At 50.0% G+C, this 24,973-nt stretch carries 26 protein-coding genes; 6 read left to right on the top strand and 20 right to left on the bottom strand.

Annotation, left to right across the window (positions count from 1 at the left end):
• Positions 1 to 62: 62 nt before the first annotated feature.
• From BM200_RS10275 to BM200_RS10205, 15 genes are all read right to left on the bottom strand, one after another.
• The gene (locus tag BM200_RS10275; RefSeq protein ID WP_091184696.1) at positions 63 to 989 is read right to left on the bottom strand and encodes an aminoglycoside phosphotransferase family protein; all 927 of its coding nucleotides are present in this window, start codon (positions 987 to 989) and stop codon (positions 63 to 65) included.
• A 642-nt stretch (positions 990 to 1,631) separates the two neighbouring features.
• On the bottom strand, positions 1,632 to 2,201 hold the full coding sequence (locus BM200_RS10270) for a dihydrofolate reductase family protein (protein WP_091184694.1): 570 nt from the start codon (positions 2,199 to 2,201) through the stop codon (positions 1,632 to 1,634).
• Between the two features lie 220 nt (positions 2,202 to 2,421).
• Positions 2,422 to 3,234 (bottom strand): glycerophosphodiester phosphodiesterase, encoded by an 813-nt coding sequence (locus BM200_RS10265; protein WP_091184691.1) that lies wholly within the window; start codon positions 3,232 to 3,234, stop codon positions 2,422 to 2,424.
• Positions 3,235 to 3,268: 34 nt separating this feature from the next.
• Positions 3,269 to 4,009, bottom strand: a complete 741-nt coding sequence (locus BM200_RS10260) for a glycerophosphodiester phosphodiesterase (RefSeq protein ID WP_091184689.1) — start codon at positions 4,007 to 4,009, stop codon at positions 3,269 to 3,271.
• 23 nt (positions 4,010 to 4,032) lie between these two features.
• Positions 4,033 to 4,863: a carbohydrate ABC transporter permease gene (locus BM200_RS10255; protein ID WP_425434566.1), complete on the bottom strand. Its 831-nt coding sequence runs from the start codon at positions 4,861 to 4,863 to the stop codon at positions 4,033 to 4,035.
• 105 nt (positions 4,864 to 4,968) lie between these two features.
• A complete protein-coding gene (locus tag BM200_RS10250) occupies positions 4,969 to 5,841 on the bottom strand; it encodes a carbohydrate ABC transporter permease (protein ID WP_091184685.1) in 873 nt (290 codons plus the stop codon).
• Positions 5,842 to 5,843: 2 nt separating this feature from the next.
• Positions 5,844 to 6,917 (bottom strand): ABC transporter ATP-binding protein, encoded by a 1,074-nt coding sequence (locus tag BM200_RS10245; protein ID WP_091184682.1) that lies wholly within the window; start codon positions 6,915 to 6,917, stop codon positions 5,844 to 5,846.
• Positions 6,871 to 7,788, bottom strand: coding sequence for an HAD family hydrolase (locus BM200_RS10240; RefSeq protein ID WP_091184680.1), 918 nt, complete (start codon positions 7,786 to 7,788; stop codon positions 6,871 to 6,873). Before BM200_RS10240 ends, BM200_RS10245 begins: the two co-directional genes overlap by 47 nt.
• Before the next feature lie 22 nt (positions 7,789 to 7,810).
• Positions 7,811 to 9,133: an ABC transporter substrate-binding protein gene (locus BM200_RS10235; protein ID WP_091184678.1), complete on the bottom strand. Its 1,323-nt coding sequence runs from the start codon at positions 9,131 to 9,133 to the stop codon at positions 7,811 to 7,813.
• 186 nt (positions 9,134 to 9,319) lie between these two features.
• Positions 9,320 to 9,943 carry a glycerol-3-phosphate responsive antiterminator gene (locus tag BM200_RS10230; protein WP_091184676.1) on the bottom strand — a complete coding sequence of 208 codons (624 nt, stop codon included), beginning with the start codon at positions 9,941 to 9,943 and terminating at the stop codon, positions 9,320 to 9,322.
• A gap of 3 nt (positions 9,944 to 9,946) precedes the next feature.
• Complete coding sequence (locus BM200_RS10225) at positions 9,947 to 10,789, bottom strand: metallophosphoesterase family protein (RefSeq protein WP_091184674.1); 843 nt, start codon at positions 10,787 to 10,789, stop codon at positions 9,947 to 9,949.
• 177 nt (positions 10,790 to 10,966) lie between these two features.
• Positions 10,967 to 11,200 (bottom strand): S-layer homology domain-containing protein, encoded by a 234-nt coding sequence (locus tag BM200_RS30595; protein WP_091184671.1) that lies wholly within the window; start codon positions 11,198 to 11,200, stop codon positions 10,967 to 10,969.
• A gap of 175 nt (positions 11,201 to 11,375) precedes the next feature.
• Complete coding sequence (locus BM200_RS10215; protein WP_217649564.1) at positions 11,376 to 12,650, bottom strand: glycoside hydrolase family 5 protein; 1,275 nt, start codon at positions 12,648 to 12,650, stop codon at positions 11,376 to 11,378.
• Positions 12,651 to 12,674: 24 nt separating this feature from the next.
• On the bottom strand, positions 12,675 to 13,211 hold the full coding sequence (locus BM200_RS10210; RefSeq protein WP_091184669.1) for a GNAT family N-acetyltransferase: 537 nt from the start codon (positions 13,209 to 13,211) through the stop codon (positions 12,675 to 12,677).
• Between the two features lie 242 nt (positions 13,212 to 13,453).
• On the bottom strand, positions 13,454 to 13,987 hold the full coding sequence (locus BM200_RS10205) for a hypothetical protein (protein WP_091184667.1): 534 nt from the start codon (positions 13,985 to 13,987) through the stop codon (positions 13,454 to 13,456).
• A 158-nt stretch (positions 13,988 to 14,145) separates the two neighbouring features.
• Between BM200_RS10205 and BM200_RS10200 the strand changes: the two genes are divergently transcribed.
• The 5 genes from BM200_RS10200 to BM200_RS10180 all read left to right on the top strand — a co-directional run bounded on the left by BM200_RS10200 (position 14,146) and on the right by BM200_RS10180 (position 19,354).
• The gene (locus BM200_RS10200) at positions 14,146 to 14,880 is read left to right on the top strand and encodes a response regulator transcription factor (protein WP_091184664.1); all 735 of its coding nucleotides are present in this window, start codon (positions 14,146 to 14,148) and stop codon (positions 14,878 to 14,880) included.
• 11 nt (positions 14,881 to 14,891) lie between these two features.
• Positions 14,892 to 16,007 carry a sensor histidine kinase gene (locus BM200_RS10195; protein ID WP_091184662.1) on the top strand — a complete coding sequence of 372 codons (1,116 nt, stop codon included), beginning with the start codon at positions 14,892 to 14,894 and terminating at the stop codon, positions 16,005 to 16,007.
• A gap of 122 nt (positions 16,008 to 16,129) precedes the next feature.
• Positions 16,130 to 17,065, top strand: coding sequence for an ABC transporter ATP-binding protein (locus BM200_RS10190; protein ID WP_091184659.1), 936 nt, complete (start codon positions 16,130 to 16,132; stop codon positions 17,063 to 17,065).
• A gap of 14 nt (positions 17,066 to 17,079) precedes the next feature.
• Positions 17,080 to 18,204 (top strand): ABC transporter permease, encoded by a 1,125-nt coding sequence (locus BM200_RS10185; protein WP_091184657.1) that lies wholly within the window; start codon positions 17,080 to 17,082, stop codon positions 18,202 to 18,204.
• A gap of 1 nt (position 18,205) precedes the next feature.
• Positions 18,206 to 19,354: an ABC transporter permease gene (locus BM200_RS10180; RefSeq protein ID WP_091184653.1), complete on the top strand. Its 1,149-nt coding sequence runs from the start codon at positions 18,206 to 18,208 to the stop codon at positions 19,352 to 19,354.
• Positions 19,355 to 20,010: 656 nt separating this feature from the next.
• On the opposite strand, the gene BM200_RS10175 is transcribed toward BM200_RS10180, so the two are convergent.
• The 3 genes from BM200_RS10175 to BM200_RS10165 form a co-directional block, all read right to left on the bottom strand.
• Positions 20,011 to 20,610 carry an NADPH-dependent F420 reductase gene (locus BM200_RS10175; protein WP_091184652.1) on the bottom strand — a complete coding sequence of 200 codons (600 nt, stop codon included), beginning with the start codon at positions 20,608 to 20,610 and terminating at the stop codon, positions 20,011 to 20,013.
• Complete coding sequence (locus BM200_RS10170; protein WP_091184649.1) at positions 20,607 to 21,014, bottom strand: MerR family transcriptional regulator; 408 nt, start codon at positions 21,012 to 21,014, stop codon at positions 20,607 to 20,609. The genes BM200_RS10175 and BM200_RS10170 overlap by 4 nt, the downstream gene beginning before the upstream one ends.
• 243 nt (positions 21,015 to 21,257) lie before the next feature.
• On the bottom strand, positions 21,258 to 21,836 hold the full coding sequence (locus tag BM200_RS10165; RefSeq protein WP_091184646.1) for a TetR/AcrR family transcriptional regulator: 579 nt from the start codon (positions 21,834 to 21,836) through the stop codon (positions 21,258 to 21,260).
• Between the two features lie 161 nt (positions 21,837 to 21,997).
• Here BM200_RS10165 and BM200_RS10160 point away from each other — a divergent pair, with 161 nt between their 5' ends.
• On the top strand, positions 21,998 to 22,885 hold the full coding sequence (locus tag BM200_RS10160; protein WP_091184643.1) for a ketopantoate reductase family protein: 888 nt from the start codon (positions 21,998 to 22,000) through the stop codon (positions 22,883 to 22,885).
• Between the two features lie 329 nt (positions 22,886 to 23,214).
• On the opposite strand, the gene BM200_RS10155 is transcribed toward BM200_RS10160, so the two are convergent.
• A complete protein-coding gene (locus tag BM200_RS10155; protein ID WP_091184641.1) occupies positions 23,215 to 23,667 on the bottom strand; it encodes a VOC family protein in 453 nt (150 codons plus the stop codon).
• A gap of 164 nt (positions 23,668 to 23,831) precedes the next feature.
• On the bottom strand, positions 23,832 to 24,878 hold the full coding sequence (locus BM200_RS10150) for a stalk domain-containing protein (RefSeq protein ID WP_175532822.1): 1,047 nt from the start codon (positions 24,876 to 24,878) through the stop codon (positions 23,832 to 23,834).
• Positions 24,879 to 24,973: the final 95 nt, after the last annotated feature.

Raw genomic sequence — 24,973 nt, 5'->3', positions numbered from 1 at the left:
ATACTTCTGCCGTTGCAAGCTTCTTTTGGTGACAGTTCGCCTTGCTGTTAAATTCCTGCTCGTCAAGCTTTCAGATTTAATAGGAAATGTCGCGTACCTTTATAGGCGTCACTCCATCCCATCTTGGCGTAAAATCGAAGTCCATCGAGTCCCTTGAAATAATAGGCGCCGAGCAGCCTCTCCTTAAAATAAGGAATGGGGATTCCAACTTTCGCTTGATAGTCTTGATACGCCTGAATGACGCCATTTGACGGCATATGTCGATCGAGAATCGCCAGATCCACAAGAGAATCGCCATATAGGCAGTTCCCATCAATAATACCGGTGATCCGTCTACCGTCGGACAAAATATTCCACTGGTGGAAATCCCCGTGGATAAAGCCTCTGTGCAGTTCGTTATACTGAACATAAGCCAACAAGCGGTTATAGATTTCTTCAAATACGTCTCTCTCCAGGCAAGACATTCGATACAAGTCGTGCCAGTTCTCCCAGAACGTCCCCGTCTGATCTTCCGCATTGAAGGCAACGACGAATTCCTTCCAGGAATCGTAAACTCCATTACCGTCAGACCCGATCCACCCATACCCGTTCGTTGCCCTAACGTCCACAGCTGCCATTTTGCTCAAGATGCCGATAAGTTCAGGTAATTGACGGGCCTGTTCCTCTGCCGTGTAATCGCCTAGATTGCGCCCGTCCATTCTCTCCATGATCATGTAAGCCAACCGGCCGGTTTTCCCCAACGCGAAACATTTTGGAAAAGGGATGCCCTGACCTGCCAGCAAGTCAGAGACATAGCTTTCCGTCTTGTACGCTCCTTCCAGATCGCTAAATTTCACGACATAACCTTTGCCTCCGTGGACGAAGGAATACACGCTGCTCAAATTGCCGCCGGTCAATGGCGTAATTTCGGCCGCACCGGGTCCAAGAATTTTCAGTAATACGGTTTCGATTTCTCTTATGTCCAAACCAGGTTTCTCGTAAGCAGTCATTGTTCCATCTCCTGTATATTAAAGTCTATTCTTGAGTCAGCAAAAACAAATAAAATAGGGATCGGACAGAGAAAAGCCGTGAATGAACATTGTTCATCCACGGCTTTTCGAACGCAGCGAAGTCGAAATAAAGTAAAAATCTTTATCTCGCTCATTCGTTACGGAAGCAGTGATGATAATGGTGTTCATAAGAGGTGGTACGAACGCAGCAAAGCAAACCCCACTACAAGCAGCAGAGTGCTTTAATCACGGCCGTACGTTATTCGGTTAATAATTAACCTTTAACCTCTCTCAGGAACACAGTCATCATCATCACTGCACATATCCCACCTTCACTATTTGTTACCATATTAAGCTGTTTAAGGGGGATGGTCAATGTTGGAAATTGGCTGAAAAAAACTTAAGCGACTTTTAATGGGGCAAATGCTCTATTCGTTCCGACACGTGGTGCTTAAACAATAAAAAGCTCCTCAAGAGCGGTTACCCGGCAGCTTAGAGGAGCAGAAAAAAAGGTTATGTACCTATGGTAGAATAATCAGACGCGTTATGCCAATTAGAATAAACTAATAGGGATTAGAATCTGCTTATTTTAAACGCTATTAGCCTATGGTTTCCCGCTAGTGGAACATCTTGTACGCACGGCTATTTCTCCAACTCATAGCGGGCCGCGATAATGCCCGACTTGAGCGTTCGGCTGGACAGCAGCTTCAGCCTGATTTTCTCACCGTTGCCGTGGAATGCCGATTTTCCGCCGCCCAAAATGACCGGACAAATCGTCAGCAAGAATTCGTCGATCAGGCCGAGCTCAAGCAACGTCTTCGCCGCCCCCGGACTGCCGAAGATAACGAGGTTTTTGCCAGGCTGCTCCTTGAGCGCCCTGATTTCCTCAGCGATATTGTCCTTGATCAGCATCGTATTGTTCCATTCCACATTGTCCATCGAGCCGGAAATGACGATCTTCTTAACATCCTGCAGCCATTTAGCATGCTCCATACTGTGCCTTGATGCATCCGGATTGTCCAGCATCGAGGGCCAGTAGCTCTCCATCATCCGATACGTGTTGCGTCCGTATACAGGAGAGCCGACTTCGGCTACGACCTCCTCGGCGTATTTTTCTAATTCCTCGTTGTACGGAATCCAATCTAGTCCTCCGTTCGAATCCGACGCATACCCATCCAGCGACACATGCATGAACAATACGAGTTTTCTCATGTTTGTTTCTCCTCCGATTTGGAAATTAATTGTTCGATTTGTTGGCAGTAGGCCTGTGTTTCCTCTTGCTCTTACGTTCACTATAAATCATTACGTTACGTAAGGATCAAGTGGATTTCTAAATTTTCTTCAAAGACAACAGCAAAAAAGCAAACGGGCCGTAACCGAGTCTTAACAGACCTCGGTTACGGCCCCGTTTCGCATTCCGGCAGTCTTCCGGTCAAGCCGGATAGTCGGTAATAATTCCGTCTACCCCAAGCTTCTTCGCCCGCTTCATGTCCTTCTCGGTCCGCACCGTCCACGCCATTACCTTCCCGCCTCGTTTATGGATGTCGGCGACCGCCTTCCAATCCAACTGGTCGACCTTACAGTTAATATAAGAAGCGTAGGAGGCCAGTTCATCCAGCATGTCACCGGAGAGCGGGTACTTGTCCTCGTGGACAAGCACGGCGACCGGCACGTCCGGCAGCAGCTCGTGCATTCGCTTTGACGAGTCAAAGTCAAACGACTGCAGCATAATGTCTTTGAGCCCGCGATGCCGCTTCAATTCCTCCGCCAGCTTCCGCTCGAGCCCGGGGTACCGCTCGGGATCCTTGGTTTCGATGAGCAGCCCGATCCTGCCGCCAAACCGATCCAGCACCTCCTCGAGCGTTGATATTGTCTCGCCCGAGTAGCCGGGATCAAAGAAACTCCCCGCATCAAAGCGACGAAGCTCGTTTACGGTGTAGTCGTCAACAATACCCGTGCCGTTCGTCGTTCGGTCCAAGTTGACGTCATGAATGACGACAAGCTCGCCGTCCTTGCTGAGACGGACGTCCAGCTCGATATAATCGGCTCCGAGCTGCTCCGCGAGTTCGAAGGAAGCCATCGTATTCTCCGGCGCATAGCCCGATGCCCCGCGATGCGCGACAATGAGCGGCACGTTCGATGGATACGTCAAATACGACGCGGACGTGAGGAGCGCTGAACTACCCAAAAGCAGCAAAAGCAATACAACTTTAAGCTTGGCATGGGAGGTTATTCGGATGGCCATCGCTGTTTCCCTCTCCTCTCCTGTGCGTCTCTTCTCAGGATGATAGAACATCCTGCCGGATGATGTGCAGCAGCCGGTCCGGGTAGTTGGTCGTTATGCGCAAGTTCGGATACTTCTCCGTCAGACAGGCAAGTGTTTCGGCGTCATCAACCGTCCATACGCCAAAGTCGATGCCGTGCTCAGCCATCTCGTCGACCAGGCTGCGCGTTGCGAAGGCGTGATGCATCGATACGCTGGCCGCGCCCGTATAGCGAAGCTGTTCAAGCAAAAGCGTCGGTTTTCCGAGAAAAATAAGTCCAGTGCGGATGGAGGGCGCAAGCTCATTCGCCTTCTTCATGGAATCGTGGTTAAACGAGGAGAGAACAACCTCTTCCTCCATGCCTTGTCTCCGGATGTCTGCAATGACCGCTTCCTCGATCCCCGGATACTCGCCGCCCAGCGCCTTTAACTCGACATGCAGCTGAATGCGTCCTTTGGCAAGCTTAAGCACTTCTTCCAGCGTTGGAATTCGCTCGCCGGCGAATTCGGGCGCGAACCAGCTGCCCGCGTCGAACGTGCGGAGCTCCTCGAGCGAATAAGCTTGAATCGGTCCTTTCCCGTTGGACGTCCGGTCCAGCGCGGCATCGTGCATGACGACGGGCACGCCGTCCTTGGACAAATGTACGTCCAGCTCGATGATCGCGATGCCTGGATCGGTCATCGCCAGCTTAAACGCGGCCATCGTATTTTCGGGGGCATGTCCTGAACAACCGCGGTGCGCAACAATGGTAATCATTGAATATCCCAGCCTTCCGTGTTTTATTTGACGCCGTTATAGACGAATGCCTTGATGATCTGCCGCTGCGACAGGAAGAATACGGCCAGAATCGGCGCAACCAGAATGAGGTTGCCGGCCATCAGAATATTCCACGTTGCAACGCCCTCCACTTCCCGGATCTTCGCGATGCCAAGCGGCAGCGTGCGGGCGGTCTCGTTCGTTGTCATGACGAGCGGCCAGAAATAGTCATTCCAATGGGCGATGAAGCTGAACAGCGCGAAGGTAACGAGCACCGGCTTCACCATCGGCACCATAATCTGCAGGATGATCTTCCATTCGGCGGCCTGATCGAGACGCGCCGCCTCCAGCAGCTCCTCGGATATTTGCTTGAACGCCTGCCGCAGCAGGAAGATGCCAAAAGCGCTTGACGCGAACGGGAGAATCAGGCCAAGATGCGTGTTCAACAGCTTAAATGCGCTTAGCTCCAGATAGACGGGAAGGAAGATGAGCTGTCCCGGAATCATGAGCGTGACCATAACTATGCCGAAAAGGAAGCCCGAGCCTTTAAATTTATAGCGCGCGAAGGCGTACGCGGCCGGGATGCACGTGAGCATCTGCAGGACAAGAATGCCGACCGCGATAACGACGCTGTTCACGAAGTAACTGAGGAACGGCCCCGTGTTCCAGGCATCGGCAAAGTTTTGCCAGACGAAGTTGTGCGGGATCCACTCCGGCGGGAAGATCATCGTCTCCGGCAGCGTCTTCAGCGAGGTGGACAGCATCCACCCGAACGGCATGGCGAAGACAAGAACGAGCCCCAGCAATCCGGCATAATTGACAACTTGGAGAATGGCGCGCAGCGTTCTGCGCAGCGCTTGCCGCTTGCTGCGCACAAACACGCGATCATTCTTGGCCGCGGCTCCGATCGGAACGCCGCTGATCGTATCGTTAACGGATTTCAACATGGTCACCACTTTCTAACGGTAATGAACGCGATTCGACAACAGCTTGAAATATACGATCGTCAGGATACCGACAATGATAAGCAGGATAACGCCAGCTGCGGAGGCATAGCCGATCTTGAAGAAGCGGAAGCCGTTTTCGTAGATATAGTAGACAAGCGTATTGGTCGAATTGATCGGTCCGCCCTGCGTCATGATGGCAATCGTCTCGAACACTTGAAACGAGCCGATCATGTTGATGATGACGAGAAAGAAGATCGTCGGCGACAGCATTGGCAGAATCAGTTTCGTGAATGTGGTCCACGGCTTGGAGCGATCCAGCGAAGCCGCCTCATAAATATCGGCCGGAATGCTTTGCAGCCCGGCGATAAATACGAGCGCGTTATAGCCGACTCCCTTCCAGACGGCGACCATTACAAGCGAGACAAGTGCCGTGCTCGGGTGGGACAGCCATTGCAGCTTGCCGAACCCGACGAGCCCGATGACCCAGTTCAACAGTCCGTACTCGGGATCCATCAGCCAGCTCCAGAGGAGGGAGATGGAGACGAGCGAGATGATATGCGGACTGAAGATCGCACCCTGTACGAAGCCGTGGAAGATGTTTCTCTTGTTCAGCCACAGAGCCAGCAGCAGCGCTAGGCCGGTCGTCAATGTAACGGTAAGAATCGTATAAATCGACGTATTAGTCAGCACCTTTCGGAAGTCCTCTTCCGACAGAAGGTCCTGAAAGTTCTGCAGGCCAACAAAAGCCTTAGTCGGACTTACGAAGTTCCAATCGAACATGCTGAGATAGATCATGTAAAATATCGGATAAATGAAAAACAGAGAGAATACGAGGATAGCCGGCGCCACCATCCCGTAAGGCCGCAGTTTCGCCCATAAGGTCATGTTCAGATTCCTCCGGCTTGAACCAATTGTTTTGCGCCCGCCTCTATTCCCGCGCGAAGCCTCTCCCCGCCGGGTCCGAAGTAATAAAGATGCTCATAGGGAATCGTCACCTTCACCCGGTCCGCGGTTGCGAGAGGCGCCAGAAATGTTTTGACGAAAAAGACGCCTCCGCCTGTTCGAATCTGATAAATCTGCTCGGCGCCAAGACTCTCGCGGGTCACGATTTCGCCTTCGATGACATGACCCCGCACCTCAGGGCCCGCATTTAGCAGCGCCTGCTCCGGACGAAAGCCCAAAGAGGCGATATACCCGTTCGCTTGCACATCCAGCCCGCGCACATCCTTCATGCTCATGGTATTCATCGCAGGCGTTCCGATAAATTCGGCCGTGAAGAGGTTCTCCGGGTCATGGTACAGCTTCATTGGCGAATCGGCCTGCTGAATGACGCCTTTATTCATGACAACGATCTGGTCCCCCATCGACATCGCCTCCACCTGGTCATGCGTCACGTAGACGAACGTCGTGCCGAGCCGTTTATGAAGCTGAATAAGCTCCGTTCGCATCTGGCCTCGAAGCTTCGCGTCCAGATTGGACAGCGGCTCATCCAGAATAAACACCTTCGGCTGCTTTACCATCGCGCGAGCGAGGGCAACCCGCTGACGCTGGCCGCCGGACAGCTGCTGGGGTTTCTTGTCCAGATAAGGAGCAAGGCCGACAATTTCGGAAATATCCGTCACAAGCGTGTTGCGGTCCGTTTTTGCCACGCCGCGATTTTTCAGGCCGAATTCGATATTGCCGCGAACCGTCATCGTCGGATACAAGGCATAGTTCTGGAACACCATGGCCACGTCCCGCAGCCCGGGCGGCGTATCGTTTACGCACTTGTCGTCGATCCAAATGTCCCCGTCGGATTGCTGCTCCAGCCCGGCCACCATGCGGAGCGTCGTCGATTTCCCGCAGCCGGAAGGGCCTACGAGCACCGTGAACGAACCGTCCTTGATCGTCAGATTCAAATTGGGAATGACCGTGTCATCCTTGAACTTTTTGCTTATGTTTCTCAGCTCGATCTTCGCCATCTGGCCGTCTCCCCCTCGTTATGCTTTGTTGCATTGCCCGCATCAGCTCTGCCAGCTCATCCACCGTTGTCAACCGCAAATCCCAGCTTTCGCTGTCGCTGCTTGGGTACGGAGATATAAAACAAGTCCGCCCGCCGAGCCCTTTCACCGGGTGCAGGTCGTTCCACGGATTGTCGCCGATCGACAATATTTCTTGCGCCTCCCAGCCCTGTTTCAGCAGCGACTCGAAGTAGCTTCGGATTCCATGAGGCTTCTGGGCTCCGCAGTACACTTCCTCGAACAAGTCCCGGATTCCCATATAGTCCAGAAATGCGTTGCCCGATTCCAGATACGTGTTGGTCATCAGCACCCGTTTGCAGCCCTTCAGCTCTTCAATCGCCCGAAACAAATCCCGGTTAAAAGAGAACCGGTACGGCTCCCGTATCATCTCCTCGCGGACGCGGACGAACGCCGCCGCCATCTTCTCTTCGGCAAGCCGGTATTTGTGTCCGATGACGGAGGCAATGCCCCATGGATCGCCAATCGGAATCAACTGTTCGGCCTGCCGCGTCAATGGACCATAACCGCTGGCTAATTCCCCAATGCACTCCCCGTCCCAGGTGTAGCCTTGAATAAAGCTGTCTTGATGCCGCAAGAGCGCAAGACGGTCCGCTTTATGATAGAAATGACCAAATTGGAAAGGATGCTCCCCCGTTAAAATAGCTCTTCCAGCCTTCACAGCGGCATTGGATTCCCGCTCATGCTCCGTTCCCTCCAGCATGTAGCGGATATAACGTTCAAGGAACGTGTCCTCCTGATAAAGCGTGCCGTCCATATCGAATATGACGACTCTAATTTCGGATAACCATTTTTCGCCAAACCTTGTAAGCAAATCCTCAGCTCCCGGAGACGGTTTATTTGTTCAGCAGCTTATTCGCCTTATCGGCTGCCTCGTTCATTGCATCCTGAGGGTTCGTTTTTGGATCGAGAATCGATTTTTCGATCGCTTCTCTAATGATTTTCGTTACTTCCGGATAGGCGCTCTCCATCGGGCGAGGCCTTGCATACTCCAATTGGTCGACGGCTACCTTGTACTGCGGGAACTCTTTGAAATGCGCCTTCAGATCTTCGCTTTCGAGGGCGGACAGACGGGTCGGCAAGTAACCGACGTTTTTATGCTGATAAATCGTGTTTTCCTTGCTCGTCATCCACTTCAAAAATTCCCATGCCGCTTCCTTCTCTTCGTCGGACTGCTTGGCGGTTATGACTAGCTGGCAGCCGCCTGTCGGCACGCCGTAGTCTTTGTTCGCCGGCATGAACGACGTCTTCATCTCAAAGCCGTTGCCTTTTGCGATTTCCAAGCTTCCGTTTACGCCTGCGGTGGAGGCGAACTTGAAGGCAGACAACTGGTTCGCCCAGTCTTTGTCCGCCGTTGCGCCCGCTTCGTCGCCGACCGGAATTTTGAAGAGCCCCTCGCCAACCATCTTCTTCCAGAACTCAACCGGAGCTACGCCCTCTGGGCTATTGAATGCGGCGGATTTGCCGTCATCGCTCAGCATTTTGCCGCCGCTTTGGGCGACAAGCGCTTCATAGAACCAGATGTCGGCAGGAACCGTCATTCCGGTTTTGCCCTTCTCCTTCAGCACGCGGGAGTATTGCTCCAGCTCGTCCCATGACTTCGGACCTTCCGGATCGAGGCCGGCCTCCTTCAGCAGCGTGACATTCTTATACAGAATCGGGGTGCTGCGCATGAACGGAAGGCCGTAAAGCTTCTCGTCCACGTAGGCATTCCCCATCAGACCGGGATTGAAATCCTCGAGCTGCAGCTCGGCATTGTCCCTCTCCGCGAAAGCGGTCAGCTCCTCAAGCATGCCGGAGCGCGCGAACACGCCGGTTGAAGAACTTTCGAGATCCGTCACAGCCGGAGCGTTGCCTGCTGCGAAAGCTGCCTGTACCTTCGCATGCAGATCTTCGTAATCGCCTTGATGCTCCGCTACAACTTCGATGCGGTCTTGCGAGTCATTAAATCCCTCTACCAAATGCAGCTTTGCTTCTTCGATTTTGTCTCCGAACGCATACCAATACTTAATGACGATTTTTTTGGATGAGCCTCCGTTCGCGCCAGCTTCGCTCGGACTGCTCGTCGCTTGGCTGCCTGCCGCTCCGTTCGATCCGCAAGCGGCGAGCGTAGCGGTCATAACGGTCGCAAGCATAAGGGCGGTAAACTTTTTCATCATGGTTAGTTCCTCCAATAATTTTTTTGTGTTAAAGAGCTTGAGCTGCAAAAAAGAAACCTTAATCCAACCGCGGTCTTTCGTCCGCGGCGGGTTAAGGTTTCTCCAATGCTCCAACCAATTGCTATTTACTTTTCACTTTGAATACTAAGGGACAAGTATTAACGCAATGTCTTCGCTTTACTAAGATTATATGAATCTCCGTAATTTTTCCTCTTGGAGATAGCGCTTCCTCCAAAGCTCGGCATTGGAAGAAGAAATGGCGGCCGCTCCGCTTTGCAGGCAGGCAAGCGCCTGTTCTTCATCAAACAGCAAGCCCCCGGTAATCACCGGCAAGGAAGTGATGGTTTTAACCATGCTGATAACCTCCGGAATGCGGGCAGGCATTACCTCGATGACGTCAGGCTCAGTCTGGCTTAAGCTTTTGGCGATATTGTCCAGCCCTTCGGTATCAATGAGAAAAAAACGCTGGATCGTAAGCAGCCCCATCTTCCTTGCGGTCTTCACCACGCTCGTCTTGGTCGATATAATGCCTGTGGGCTTGATCACCTTCGCCAAATATTCCAGCCCGTAAATGTCCGTGTTCAGCCCGCCGATTTTCTCCAAATGCAGGAAGACCGGAAGCCCATGCATCTTGAAGACATCCACGTATCCCTTTATCACGCCGATATGGCCAGTCAGCAGGAAGATGCCGCTCAGCCGGTCGCTCCGCGCCAAAGCCGTTTCGATATGCTTCGGCTCCTTGATGGAAGCAATCATCCGATGCTCGTGCAGCCGTTTGAGGAACAGGTCATGCGGGGTCGAGCTTGCCATCGGTTATCCTCCTTGCACGGTCGTCAATAGGTTGACGATTGTCTCACGGTCCGCATCCATTCCCCGCGCGTCGGGATTATGCCCGAAATGCTTCATATGCCGATGCAGAATCGGAGCATGATCCGTTAGTGCTGCATCGGTGACATCGACGGCCATGATTCGGATTTCATCTTCCTTCATATCGACGATCCTGAAGCCGTGCTGGTCGAGCCCGGCGGACAGCTGTACGAAGGTCCAATTATGCTGCCGGATGATCGAATCGACATGCGTATGGCCGTTGAAGAAGAGACCTTGTCCTTGCTTCTGCTTAAGGATGGACCACATATCAATGTCCGGATGAATCGAGCCTTTCTCCTTCTCGGACCTCGCCGTGGTTTCGAACACCGGATGATGAGCAAAGACGAGCATCGGCTTTGAGCCGGAAGTTTTAACAGTCTGCTCGAACCAGTGCAGCTGTTCCTCGTCAATCCATCCGCCCCAATCCTCGAAGTCCATTTCCTTCGCGGTATTCAGAAACACCAGAATAGCTTTGCCGGCGTCAATCGCGTGATATTCCTTCTGACCGGTCATTCTCAGCACGTCCATCTTCTTTTGCGCGTACAGGTCGTGGTTGCCCAGCACATGGATGAACGATCTTTCCTTGCTGCCGAGAATCTCGTATACCTCCCGCAGCTCCGACACCGTTCCGTAGTTTGTCAAATCGCCGAGCGAAATATGATAGTTAGCATCCATTTCCAGAAAACGCCCCAAGTACGTCTCGTAAAATGCAGCTCGTGCCTCGCGCAGACCTTCTACGGCCTCGTCGATGTCGTGGTAATGCAAATCTCCCATTAAGATTAATCTCATAATTGCACTCCTTCCGCTATCGTAATCGTTCGGTAATCTATCCCATCCTAACGGGGGAGTATTGCCTGTCCGTTAAGCGAATACGTTGTTTTTGTAAAATAGGAGCTACCCTATAAAAAATGGTGAAGGGAGGGCCCCTTCACCGCCTATTCTTCTAAATTTAGAGAATTATATCATTTACAGCTTCAAGTCAAGCTCCAACGCTTTGCCAAGCGTGCGGAGAACAAGCACGACGGCCTCTTCGCGCGATGTGTTCGCATCAGGCGCCTCCGCACTCGTGATGACCTGGTTTGGCTTGAAAGTGCCGTCGCCATAGCCATTGATCAAGCCTAAGGCGTGGAGATTGTTAATGGCATTTGCCGCAAAGTAAAACTGCCGATAATGCCGGCAGCTACGTCGTAGGCGTTGTATTGAGCTATGGTTCCTCGAGCGAGCTCAATCATTTTTTACTGATATAAATAAGTTTCTAAGTGACAAGAACTTGATCCCACTAAATAAAAAAGCCCGCGATTTACGCGGACTTCATTCGGACTCAACCGACAAATTATTATGCTTTATTCCGAAGCTTATTGCATCTTATTCCTTACTATTCCTTATGAGGAATAAGCGCTTCCAGCAATTCCTTCTGATACTGATTAGCGATTGGGTCGAATACGCCGAAGCCCGAGCTATATTCCCAATAAGCCCAGCTGAAACCGCGCTTCTCCGCTTCCTCTCGCACAAAAGTCGTCCATCGTGCTCGTGAAGGCATATCGGCTTTGCTGTACGCGCCGAATTCGCCAAGATAGATCGGGCGATGGTGCTCCTTTGCCCAATTGTTCACCTTATCGAATGCTTCCACAATCGAATTGGGACCTGCTGGATTCGTTTCCACCGGTTTCGTATTGTAATCCTGGAACCAATCGTCCACCCACTTCACCTGCTTGGCGGAAGTGACTGGTTCAACCTTCTGCGCCGGGGGACCTGGCCAAATAACGCCGCTGGTTCCGATTTCTGGACCTGCCCATTCTGCTCCCTGGTGAGTGAAGGGAAAAGGATCGTAATAATGGAATGTAACGATAACGTTGTGTTCGTTAACCGGAATGTCTAGCGACACAAGATCAGCATAATTGTTCCAGTTGACGGAGCCGATAATGACCGTATGCCACTGATCCTCGCTTCGAATCGTATCGAGCGCTTTCTTCAGCATTCTATTCCATTTTGACCAGGTCAGAGAACCGTTTGGTTCATTGAGCAGCTCAAAATACACATTGCTGGGAAGCTCCTTGTACCGTGACGAGATTTGCTTCCACAGCGCCAGAAAACGAGCCTCCTGCTCATCTGGATTCAGATAGATCTCATCGAAATGGTGCATGTCAAGAACCACGTTCAGCCCCTGCTTCAGCGCCTGGTCGACGACCCAATCAATGCGTTCGAAAAACTCGGCATCAATAGCGTAAGGAGCCTCCGCGTCCGCATGCGCCGACCACTTGATCGGAACGCGGACCGTTTCGAAGCCTGCATCCTTGATCGTCTTGAAGTCGCTTTCCTGTAAAATGATTCCCCATTGCCCTTCTATCGGAGCTTCAAGTGCATTGCCAAGATTGACACCTCTCCCGAGCTGTTTCGCCTGTTGAAATACGTCAAGCGGCGCTGACTGCGGGTCACGCTTCGGCAGCTTCGGGGCCGGCGTAGCCGCTGGCAAAGCAGCCGTAGTTGGCTTGGGAGACAGCGTATTCTCCTCCGCTTTGCTGGTTGCTGGCTTGGCATTCTCCGCCTTGTTCGATACCTCTTTCCCTGGGTTTTGCGTGCCACCCGTACACCCCGTTTGCAAGACAAACATGAGCAGCGAGACAATGAGTGCAATACTCCATTTTTTCAATTTCACAGCCCCCCTTGAAGTCATTCATTCTAAATCCTTTTCTAAAACGAAGATCACTTCTCTTGGATTATATTTACGTCTTAGTTCTTCTCTTCGTAAAATCCCGCTTTCATAGTCAATTACGCGGACTCTCTCAATTTCCTCCAGATTTGAACCTTTGACTACCAATTCCGTTGGTTTAAATCCATTTTTTAAATAAAAAGCTTCCACTTTTGGATCGTCCGCTGAACCTACGCCAATTATATAATAGCTTCTTTTCTTCACAGCCGTTTCAAAGATCCGCATCATGTTTGTTCCCAGCCCAACTCTAGCATATTTCTTAGTAACATCCAGATTAACCGCGATCCCATTCAAATTAATGACTGAATCATTTCTCTTAGACGGACTTCCATAGCAAATACCAACCACTTCACTGCCATCCACTGTTACGAAGTACAAGTCAGGATCACTTTTCACTCGCTGCATAAAATCCTCAAAGTTCTCTCTATCCAAATACTCGCACTGAAATGTATACGCCTTTTCGTAATCACTTTCCTCTATTAATCGTATCTCTTTCTCCATCAGGCAACCCTCCGTATTGATAAATACGATTTCAGATCATCTAAAAGCTTAAGGTTCGGAAACAAGCCCCTCAGCTAACGTTCCTCGGTGTAAGTCTCCATGTAGTTTTATACTTTTTCTTTGATTGAAAGTCGCGTCAAACTGCCAGTTAACGTGACGAAGCCGCCGATAATTGCGGCAGCTTCGTCGTGGGTGTATATAGCTTTGAATTCAATGAATTATATCATCTTTCATATTCATGTTTAATCGGCTTGGAGTACCTCGTCCTCACACTCTTCCATATAGCGTTTATGCCGATCTTTCATCGGTTCAGTAATATGCCTATTACAGAAAAGGGGTTCTTCTTCGATGCAAAGGAACATCTCAACTAGCTTCAGGTTTTCTTTCCCTTCAAACTCAACGATATGTATCTCTTCTAATAGTACTGTCGCCTTCGTACTGTCTAGGAAACTAGCCGTGTCATAGTGAATTACTCCATCATAACCCAACTCTTTCATGTTTTTTTGAAAATCAGGATCCGATTTACGTTTGTTGATTTGATTTTGAACTCCTATCCCGACACCACCTTTTGCTCCGGATATTCCTATGTAAAGTACCTTTTGTTTGGAGCAATAGCTCGTCTGGCCATAAAAAATATAAAGCCCAGGGAATTTCATGTCGAATATTTCTTTCTGGCTTTGAGGTGATACATCATATACCTTTGGTGGAATCATTGCTTTAGATTTCGAATATTGCTTCTTAACTCCTCCGAGAAGCGCTTCTAATATTTTATCCATGTTAGTGATCAACCTCTCCTTAAACTAACCGGCGTTCGCTCCTATCGATTTTATGCTAAAGATTCTTAGGCTATTCGATTGTCGGATAACACGCGATTGGTATATTCTTGTATTAATGTATACGCTGCGCAAGCAAGTTCATGAGGAGGCTCTATCCATTGAAAATAAAAGTGCTGATCGCGGATGATAATTCGTTTATCCGTGAAGGAATGAAGATCATCCTCACCACGTTCGACGAATTCGATGTGGTCGCCACCGTCGGCGACGGAGCGGAGGCGGTCGAATATTGCCGCTCGCACGAAGTGGACGTCGCCCTGCTCGACGTGCGAATGCCGAACATGAACGGCGTCGAGGCAACCCGTCTCTTGACAGAGCAGACGAAGGCCAAGCCGCTGATCCTTACCACGTTCGACGATGACGAATACATTCTCGAGGCAGTGCGGTCGGGCGCCAGAGGGTACCTCCTCAAGAACAACGACCCCGAAAGAATCCGGGATGCCATAAAGAGCGTCTATAACGACCATCACGTTCTCCAAGACGTCGTTCTGAATACGATCAAATCCAATCTGTTGACTGGTGCGCAATTGAAACCTCAGACCGGCCATGAGCAGCATAACGGTCATGCTGCCGCTTTCGATCCGGTTCAACCCGCTGCCGCTCCGTCCTCCGGTTCGGATCGAATTGACCGCAGCCTGTTCACGGAGCGGGAGCTCGACATCATGGCACAGATCGCTAAAGGGCTCTCTAATAAGGAAATCTCGAAGAAGTTGTTCATCTCCGAAGGCACTGCCGCCAATTACATCACGTCCATCCTGAACAAGACGGGACTTGAGCACAGAACGCAGATTGCGATCTATTATTTGACGGGTGAAGTCAAGCAATCCGAAGATTAGGGAGTCGCGACATGGAATTTTGGATCATTGGCAACAAGGCTGCGTTGCTTTTCTACGTCATTTTCGTCTCTTATTCCGTCGTGCGCGGAGCATCTCCGTGGGAGATGCTAGCCTACTTGTCCTATTTATGCGTGAACATGGCCATTCCGATTCTGAAAAAGCAAAGACGGTTTCAGCTGCTGGGATCGGTCGCTTCGGCCGTACTGGTCGCTCTGCTCGCCTTTCGTATGAATACGATTTTTATCCTTCTGCTGCCCGTCAATCTCTATGAGATTGTGCTGCTGCTGGGAGGAAGAAACCGCTTCGCCCTGCTGCTTGGACTTGTGCCGCTGTTCCTCATTCCAAACGACGAGATTCCGGTCTATCTTCTCTCAACCTCCTTAAGCCTTCTTCTCTACTATGCCTTGCGGGTTCATACGGAGAAACTCGAGAAGATCGGCGAGGAGAAGGAGACGCTTCGCCTCGATCTGCAGCGTCTGAAGCAATCCCTTAGCATGAACGAGGAGTATATTCGCCAATCCAAGTACACAATCAAGCTGGAGGAGCGCAATCGGCTGTCGCAGCAGATTCACGACGAAGTCGGCCACGCGATGGCCGGGGCGCTTATCCAGATGGAAGCGTCCAGGCGTCTGCTTGGCGCGAATCCGGATAAAGCCTCCGAGCTTCTCGGCAACGCAATCACCATCTCCAAGGAGGGGCTGGAGCGGATCCGCCTTACTCTTAAAGATATGAAGCCCCGGTCGGAGGAGCTTGGCATCCACCGGCTTCGGCTGTTCGTGGACGAGTTGTCCGCCAATCACTCGATAAACGCGACCGTCACCCATGCGGGAGATCTGGATGTGATCACGCCTCTTCAGTGGAAGATCATCCATGAGAACGCGACGGAGGCGGTCACCAATTCGCTGAAGTACGGAGGGGCGACCGCCATCGAGTTCGAGATTCGCGTGCTGAACCGCATGATCCAGTCCGTCGTCGCCGACAACGGCAGAGGCGCGGGCAAAATCGTCAAAGGGCTGGGCATCGTCGGCATGGAGGAGAGAGCAGCGTCCGCGGGGGGAACCGTCATCGTCGACGGTGCCAAGGGCTTCCGCGTGACCACTCTCTTGCCCCTTCAGAAGGGCGGATGAAAGAACTCACGCTTCAAACATGAAATTTCTCATATGCAAAGGGTGAACTTATGCACTGACATGAGGTCATCCTTTTTTATTAGAATAAAGCCATGAACATTAACGAAAACGGAGTGATACGGATGAACGTATTGGAAATCCGCAACCTGACCAAAAAATTCGGCGACTTCATCGCCGTCGACAACATGAACCTTAGCGTTAGCGAAGGAGAAATCTTCGGCTTCCTCGGAGCGAATGGCGCGGGCAAGAGCACGACGATTAACATGATCTCCTCACTGCTGCGGATCACGAAGGGAGAAATCCAAGTTCTCGGCAGAAACATCGTGAAGGAGAACAAATTCTCCAAGATGAACATCGGCATTGTACCGCAGGATCTCGCAATCTACGAAGAGATGACCGCCTACGAGAATGTGAGCTTCTTCGCCGGACTGTACGGTCTCCGCGGGTCGCTGCTGAAGGAACGCACGGAGGAGGCGCTGGAGTTCGTCGGTCTCGGCGACAAGCACAAAGCTCTGCCGAAGAGTTTCTCCGGGGGCATGAAGCGGCGCCTCAACATCGCCTGCGCCATCGCCCACCACCCCAAGCTGATCATCATGGACGAACCGACCGTGGGTATCGATCCTCAGTCTCGCAATTACATTTTGAACTCGGTGAAGAAGCTGAATCAGATGGGCTGCTCGGTCATCTATACGAGTCACTATATGGAAGAGGTCGAAGATCTATGTACCCGTATCGCGATCGTCGACCACGGCAAGATCATCGCGGAGGGAACAAAGGAGCAACTCAAGTCGATCATCACCGATACGAAGGAGACCTGGATCGGCGTGAAGAACGCCGAGCGTCTTGACCTGGATGCACTGAAGCGAACCACTGGCGTCAATTCCGTTCGGTTGGAAGAACAAACGGTCAAGATCGTGTCGAAAGGCGAGATTAACAATCTCAATTGGGTTATCCAGCAGTTGATTCGCGATCAGGTCGAGATCAGCTCGGTCGAAGAGCAAGCGCCAAATCTGGAGACGGTATTTCTGACCTTAACCGGCCGGAACCTGCGCGACTAAGGAGGACGAGGAACGTGAACGTGCTGAACATTGCATTATTCGAGATCAAGAAAAGTTTGCGGGATAAGCGCACCCTGATCTTTATGCTTGCTTTTCCGATCGTGCTTATATTGATCCTCGGAACGGCGCTAACGAACGCCTTCCATAACGGAGTCGCAGTCGGAGATATGAAGCTGCTTGTTAAAAATACCGCCCAGAGTCAGCAGCTGCAAAGCTATTGGAACGGCTTCGCTCAAGCGATCGGCAAAGAAGGCGTCGAGTTGACGCCCGCCGCGAACGGCATCGACGGCAAGGAAGCGGTTCAGAATAATCAATTTACGGCTTACGCGGAGATCGACGACAATGGCGTTCACTTCTACGGAAGCAGCCGTCAGACAATTTCGAGTAATATCATCCAAGGCATGCTAACCTCGTTCGCCGACAAGTATAGCTTGGCCGCGGCAGCTGTAAAAAACGATCCCGAAGCGGCGCAAGCCATCATCGCGGGATCGATGTCGGCCGGTTCGTTCGTCCAGGAGTTCTCGATCGATCCAGACCGTAAACCGGGCTCCATCGATTATTACGCGATTGCGGAATCGACAATGATTGCCTTCTATGCCTGCATGTCGGCTAGCTGGCTCATTCGTGGCGAGGTGAAGCGGAAGACGGCGCTCCGACTGGTCGCCGCCCCCATCGGGAAGATGGAGATCTTCGCGGGTAAGGTGATTGCTAGCACCATCATCAACTTCCTGTGCATTCTCGCGGTCGTCGTGTTCAGCAAATACGCGTTCAACGCCAACTGGGGCCAACACCTCGGCTTTGTATTTCTCCTGTTGTTCACCGAAGTTCTGCTGGCGGTCAGCTTCGGCCTTGGCATCGCCTACCTATTTAAAGACGATGCGGTCAACGCCGTCATGATGATCTTCGTTCAAGTAGCATCCATGATCGGCGGAGCCTACTTCCCTGTCGACGAGGCATCCGGCGTCTTCGGCGCAATCGCGAACGTCTCGCCTCTTCGCTGGGCGAATGAAGCGTTGATGAGCTTGATCTATAACGACGACTTGCAAGCCGTGTTCCCGGTCATCGGGCTTAATACCGCGATAGCGGCAGCGTTCCTTGCATTCGTCGCCATTACGATGCGTAAACGGGAGGCGTTCTGACATGACTAACATTCTTTGGATTGCTCGCAGGCTGCTCCACTCAACCTTTCGCAAGAGATCGAGCTGGATCGTCTACTTCGGATTGCCAATCGCCGCCGTCCTGCTCTCCATGCTGATCTACGGAAGCTCCAGCGGCGGCAGCTTACACGTCGGCATCCTCAACCAAGACGGCGAGAAGACGCTGACGCAAGATGCGATTCATTTCGTCGAAGGGCTGAACAACGTGAAAATCACGATGACGGATGAAGCCTCCATAAACAAGGACATCGCTTCCGGAAAGCTGGACAGCGGCCTTATCTTCGAGGAAGGATTCGCGGACAGCGTCCAGGATGGTCATCCGGCCCATCTGCGCCTCGTTTCCGCCAAAGGCGCGGAAGTAACTTCTTACGTGAAGGCACTTCTTGACGGCTATCTTGTTAACGTCGCCGCAATTGGCCAAGTGACGAAGAACGACGCAGATGCGTTCGACGCCATCTTTGCGGATTACAAAAATTCCAGCTTCAAGTTCGACTCGGAGTCGCTTAAAGATACCGCGAGATTTAAGGATATGACGTATCAATCGATCGGCTTCCTGCTGATGTTCCTCCTCTCCTCCGCGGTCAACATGTGCGGGCTTATTCTTAAAGAGAGAGAAGACCGCACCTTCCTCCGTCTGCTCTCATCTCCGTTATCGGCCCGGGGATTCGTGCTCGCGAACGTGCTGGTTACCTTCATCATCCAGGTGCTGCAGATCGTCATTACGCTGTTGATCTTGAAGTACGCCTTCGGCATCGACTCCGGTGTTCCGTTCGGAGATTTGCTCGGCGCGCTCCTCCTGTTCTCGCTCGTCGCCATCAGCCTCGCCCTGCTGCTCACCGCATTCTCGAAGAACAGCAGAGGGGCCAGCGCTCTGCAGACGCTGATCATTACTCCGACCTGTCTGCTTGCCGGCTGCTTCTTCCCAGCCGAGATTATGCCGGATACCGTTCAGAAAATTTCGAGCTTCCTCCCGCAACACTGGCTTCTCGACACGATTACGAAGCTGCAGGACGGTCAAGCGATCGGAAGTCTCGGGCTCAACTTGGCCATTCTCGTCGCCTTCGCTGCCGTGTTCACACTGGTCGCCATCTATCGCTTCAGCCGCAACAACGATGTAAGGCAGTTTATCTAAGCGAGCAGCGCCTCTCCCGCTCGGGAGAGGCGCTGTTGCAGCGTTCTTGTCATTCGGCTCTACAAGAACTTTATCCCATAAAGTAAAATACCGCGATTTACGCGGCAGTTAATGAAATAATGTTCTTGTCATCCGACAATTATTTTAGAAGTCAAATATTAACTTCCCTTTAGATACCCCTACCGCACTTTCCCGTTAGCTGACACCAATCCATTTCCTTGTCTAATTTATTTTATAAGTAATTTTCTTAGCCGCTACTAAGTAACCTAATTCATTTGGACAATCTTCTGGAGCCTATGGCTCCATCACTTATCTATGATAAGATGAAAAGAGTTGATAATTTGAATTACAAATGAGGATGAAGAGTTTATATGAACGGTCCGTCTTTTATATAGCGCCGATTGTAGGTTCGTTGAATTCGAACTTTCAAAATTAGTGAGCGTCAAATGGCCCACACCTGCTAGCCAGGATGTGGGCTATTTGACGCTCACTAACCATTTTAGCTATTCAACCATTGTTAGAGCGCGCAGTACCCTAGAAAAGGGATACGTACCGGGGAGTTTGAATCTACGCATACAACAATATTTATCTTAAACGATTTCACTACCATATGACCAAAAATCAGTTTTGTACAAGATCGCATCAACTTCCTACCACTAACGTCTTAGTACGGCAAGGCTGTATTCCCGTCCGAACTTGGGAGCGAGTACACTCCAAAGTGTCCCGATCGCCACCTCCACCTTTGCCATAGCGTCCGAGCCGCTAACGTCTACCGGATCGAGTCCGATATCGGCTGCCAATTTTGCGACAGCTGTCACTGCTGCGGGGTCATCCCCGCTCAAGAAAGCAGTCGCGAGACCCGTTTCATATCGCGGGCTTGCAAGCACTTCCCAGGGCAGTGTGTGAAAAGCACGGACAACGCGAGCATTCCTAGCAAGATGCCTCACCTCTAAGTCCGCGGACATGCCGTCGTATCTGTTAGTGCAGTTGATGAGTATCTTGCCGTCCAGATCCCCCGCCTGGGCAAGCGTGCGCTCCACATCACCGGGTAACACTGCAAGCAGAATCACCTCGGCGAACGTGACCGCTTCCTTGACGGTGCCAGCCTGTGCGTTATCGCCCGCGACCTGAAGCAAGAGCTTCATCCTCTCGCTATGCGGATCCCGCGATCCAAACATCACCTGATGCCCAAATGCGGCCCATCTCTTTCCTAATGTCCCGCCCATATTCCCAGAACCGATAGAAGCGATTTTCATTTTATCGATGCCTCCTTTTCCAATATCCCATTGTAAAAATCCAACTTTTCTTTGGTCTGCCTGATTACGCTCGCTAGCGCTAAGTACTGATCCTCCATTTTGGCCAGATGTTCAGAGAGAATGTGCGTTCGGCTCGCGATAACCTCCCTGTCTTCGGCACTTAACGGAAACAACGGATTCGCGAAGCATCGTCCTTCCTGCAGAAAGTTCTTCATTTCTTCTAGCGTCAATCCCGTCTTTTTCAGGCAGTGCAAGGAAGTAAGCAACCGTACGTCTTCTTCACTATACAACCTCAGCCCCCCCGGCCCTCTGTCGGGCTGCTTCGTCAAACCAATCTTCTCGTAATACCTGAGCGTATCGATGCTGAAACCAGTCAACTCCGCCGCTTGCCCGATGGAATACATTTGATCGCCACCTCTCTCTGCTCCGGATATTATTATTCTAGAGGCTGGAGCCACCTCCAGGTCAACACCCGATTTACGGGCCAATCTTTACTCTTTAAAAATTAGTTACGGCCTAGGCTCCTCAAGCCCACAACTTTGTTTAAACTAACCAGCCCTATACTTTAACAAAACAAAAGCTGCAGCAGATCTCAGATCTGCTGCAGCTTTAATTGAACTATCATTCCTCGTTAGTTCAAAAACACCTCAATTGCGATACAACTCAAGACCGTTCATAACATAAGGACGAACAATGTTTAAAAGCGAATCGGTCTGATCCATTTTTCCGACTGTTAACCAATGTAGTGCAGCGCCATAAATGGCCGAGCCTGTCATGGCCGAAATGATCTCTGCATGGTAACGGTCTTCTCTATAGAAGTTATCCCTTTTCAATAAAATACTTACTATTGTCTGTTTCAACATTTCCTTTATTTTTTCATCTACAATCGTAGCCATCGATTTGGAATCCATTCTGCATTTCTGATGAAAATCTATGAGGTAGCGGTGTGTGAGCAAGATCAGTTGATCACATATTTCATCTGTAAACTCAAGTGCATCCATCACTTCTTCTGGAATCATCTCGCGAAAAGCCTGTTCTGTGATCTCTTCCAGCAAAGCATACTTATCTAAATAATGGGCATAGAAGGTTGCTCGGTTAATGGTAGCCTTCTGTGCGATATCATTTATGGTTATGGAATCGAATCCTTTACTCTGTAACAATTCTCGGAATGCTTCCCTTATTAACTGCCTTGTGCGCAAAACCCTTGGATCCTGCTGATTTACCATATCCCTGCCCCCATATTAAACATCAAATATCAATATGTGTTGGTTATGCAACTTTCCACTTCATCTGCCGGTTGAATTGATATGAATGTGGTACTAATATCTTATCTAACAGTTGTTGCTTAAGCAATCTGTGATCATAATCCTGAAAGGACGGATCAACAATGAACACCAAACAAAATAGACTTTTAATATTCGGCGCTGGTGTGATTGGCAGTGTATATGCGCTCAGATTTGCACAGTACGGACTGGACGTCACCCTACTAGCAAGAGGAAAAAGACTGGATACGCTGAGAAGGAACGGACTAACATACAACGATAAGGGGACCCTGAAACAAATATCAATAAATACAATCGAAAAACTTGATAACGACGACATTTATGATTTCATCTTTATGCCCGTACGATATGATCAGGTCGAATCTGCCCTGTCTGCAGTCAAAAATAATAAGAGTAAAACCATTGTCACCTTGACTAATACCATCCAATATGACAGTTGGCTTGAAATCGTGGGCGAGCGGTTACTCCCAGGATTCCCTGGTGCAGGTGGAGACATGAAAGAAGGCGTTCTATACGCGCAATTCGGTTCCGAAAAACATCAAGGAACCATTTTTGGTGAAGTTAATGGACTGAGGACCGAAAGAGTAAAGGAACTTGCCAAAATATTTGAATTAGCAGATTTGCATTATGAGATACAGAATGATATTCAAGCATTCCATGTTTCGCATGCGGCGTTGGCTATTGTAAACAAGCATTTCTATACAAAAGACGGTATGGTCGATATAGAGACAGCAAGAAGTGAAAGTGTGCTAAGAAAGATAGCCTCAGATATTAAACAAAACCTTCATCTAGTAGAACAAGCCGGAATTCCGGTGATCCCAGCCGAAACGAGGGTACTGGGAGAGTGGGATGACAGCGACATAATTACACACTACCGACGGATGCTAAGCAATGACTTTATAATTGATGTAAAACTTGGGGACCATGCCGTAAGCCAAAAAGCAGAAATTATGTTATTGGATAAGGAGTTTCAAAAAAAGTACAGTCCTTAAGGTAGACTTGTCTTAAATTCTCCATAAGAGATATAAATTTAAAAGGAACAAGAAGCTCCATTTATATCTCCTCCATTATTTTCTTGTAACAAAAAACACCGCCTTGGTTAGTTTCCCAAGGTGGTGTTGTCGCTGCAATATCTTAGCTGCCAATCGCGTGCCGGCAGCGATAGGGCTAGTCGGTGCGGATGTGTCACCGCAATTACTTCCTCGCTCCTAGTTTCCGGGACCGAGGGTCGCCCAGACCCGGAGCGTGAACGCGGTGTTTATATGATGCACCCTACTCTAGTAATGTATATATTTCCGTTAAGTCTTCTTTTAAACGTCACTTATTTATTACCGAGTTGTTCCGCCAAACCGATTAGATGTCCTTCATTTCCACGAATGTAGCAGAGCCGATACGAGTTCTCGTACTGAACCACTTCGCCAACGAGCTGAGCACCATGCTTAGCGAGTCTCGATACCAATTCGTCAATGTCTTCAACGGTGAACATGACGCGTAGATAACCGAGGGCATTTACAGGAGCAGTTCGGTGATCTGATATCGTAGGCGGGGTGAGAAATCGAGAAAGTTCAATCCGGCTGTGGCCATCTGGGGTAACCATCATAGCAATCTCTACACACTGTGAACCCAGCCCTGTTACGCGGCCAGCCCATTCACCTTCGACAGTAGCTCGCCCTTCGAGCTTCAAGCCAATCTCCTCGAAGAAAGAGATTGCGTTATCAAGGGATTCTACAACGATGCCAACATTGTCCATTCTTAGTAATTTGTTTTTTGCCATAGTTTTATCTCCTTATATGTACAAATTATTACCGGATCATTTTCATATTTATTCTATCAGGAATTACTAATTCCTTCCAAACTTCTAATCCATTAAACAAACTGCCTTTTAGCTTAAAAAGGAGCAGTTGCCATGGCGGCAAACTACTCCTGGATATCAGTGAACTATTTAAATGCCGAGAAAGGAATAACGAACCTAGGTAAGCCCTGTGCAGCTCCCATTAACTCACCTTCGGTAAAATAAATGACCACTCCGTTATGGCTTAGGTAAAAGTCTTGATCTGCCTTAATCGTTTTAAAAGGTGTGATCACGTCAAGCTTACGGTCTTTGATTTGTTTTTTGATCCGATCGTTAATGATCGTTACATAGTTTGCCTTACCTTCAGTTACATCCTTTAAGGAAAATTGGTTCCCTGTGTTTAGATCAAACGTATGAGGGACGAGACTATGGAGGTCATGCGCTCCGCCTGAATCGATGCTGTAGTAAGTGTATAGACTTAGCTTTCCTTTTTCGTTGTACGTAACTTCGAATGCTCCCTTAAGATTGCTGTTGCTGATAGTGTCATACTCATTATGCTGGCTCGATAAGGCTATTGTCTTCTCAGCCTCTTGCTTCAACAGCGCATTGATTTTGGTCTGTACTTCAGTATTGTCCATGCCAGAAATCACAGGGTAATAAACGAAACGCTTCTTGCCGCCGCTGTTATCACTTAACGAGTGAGCTTGGATCGTCAACTTGTTCTCGGCAATAGCTTTAATGCCGATTTGTTTGGAACCTGATGTGTATGTCACTTCATAACCCATGCGTTCCAACAAAGAGCGTAGTGGCAGATATGACGTATTATCCTGTGTAATCACTTGCAGGCCAGTAATGACTTGTCCGTTTAACGTTGCGGTGTTGTTTTTCAGATCCAGCTTCATGGTCCGGTTGTGCCCGGTAACGGTAACCACTTGAGTCGTTTTATCGAAGTTTGTTCCTAATCCTAACGCCTTATTCAAGTTTCGCAGAGCAATATAAGTGGAGCCGTCGCTGTTGATGGTACCAATGTTACTCTTAACTCCCTCAATGCTAAAAGATTGATCTATGATGCTGAATTTCGCTTTGGTAACAGCCGCAGCTGCATGACCTGCTGGCAGCGACATGACCAACGGAGAAGCTAATAATGCTGTAGCAAGGGCCAGCCCAAGTCTTTTGTGTTGTTTGAATTTCATATATAACATCCTTTCATAGTAACCCATCAATTTTAATTAGTTTACTACTAAACGAATCTTCGACAGCAAAGGTTTCAATTGACCTAGCGTAAATC

Source organism: Paenibacillus catalpae (genome assembly GCF_900112695.1).
Taxonomy (GTDB): Bacteria; Bacillota; Bacilli; order Paenibacillales; family Paenibacillaceae; genus Pristimantibacillus; species Pristimantibacillus catalpae.
This window is presented reverse-complemented; position numbering and strand designations above follow the sequence as displayed.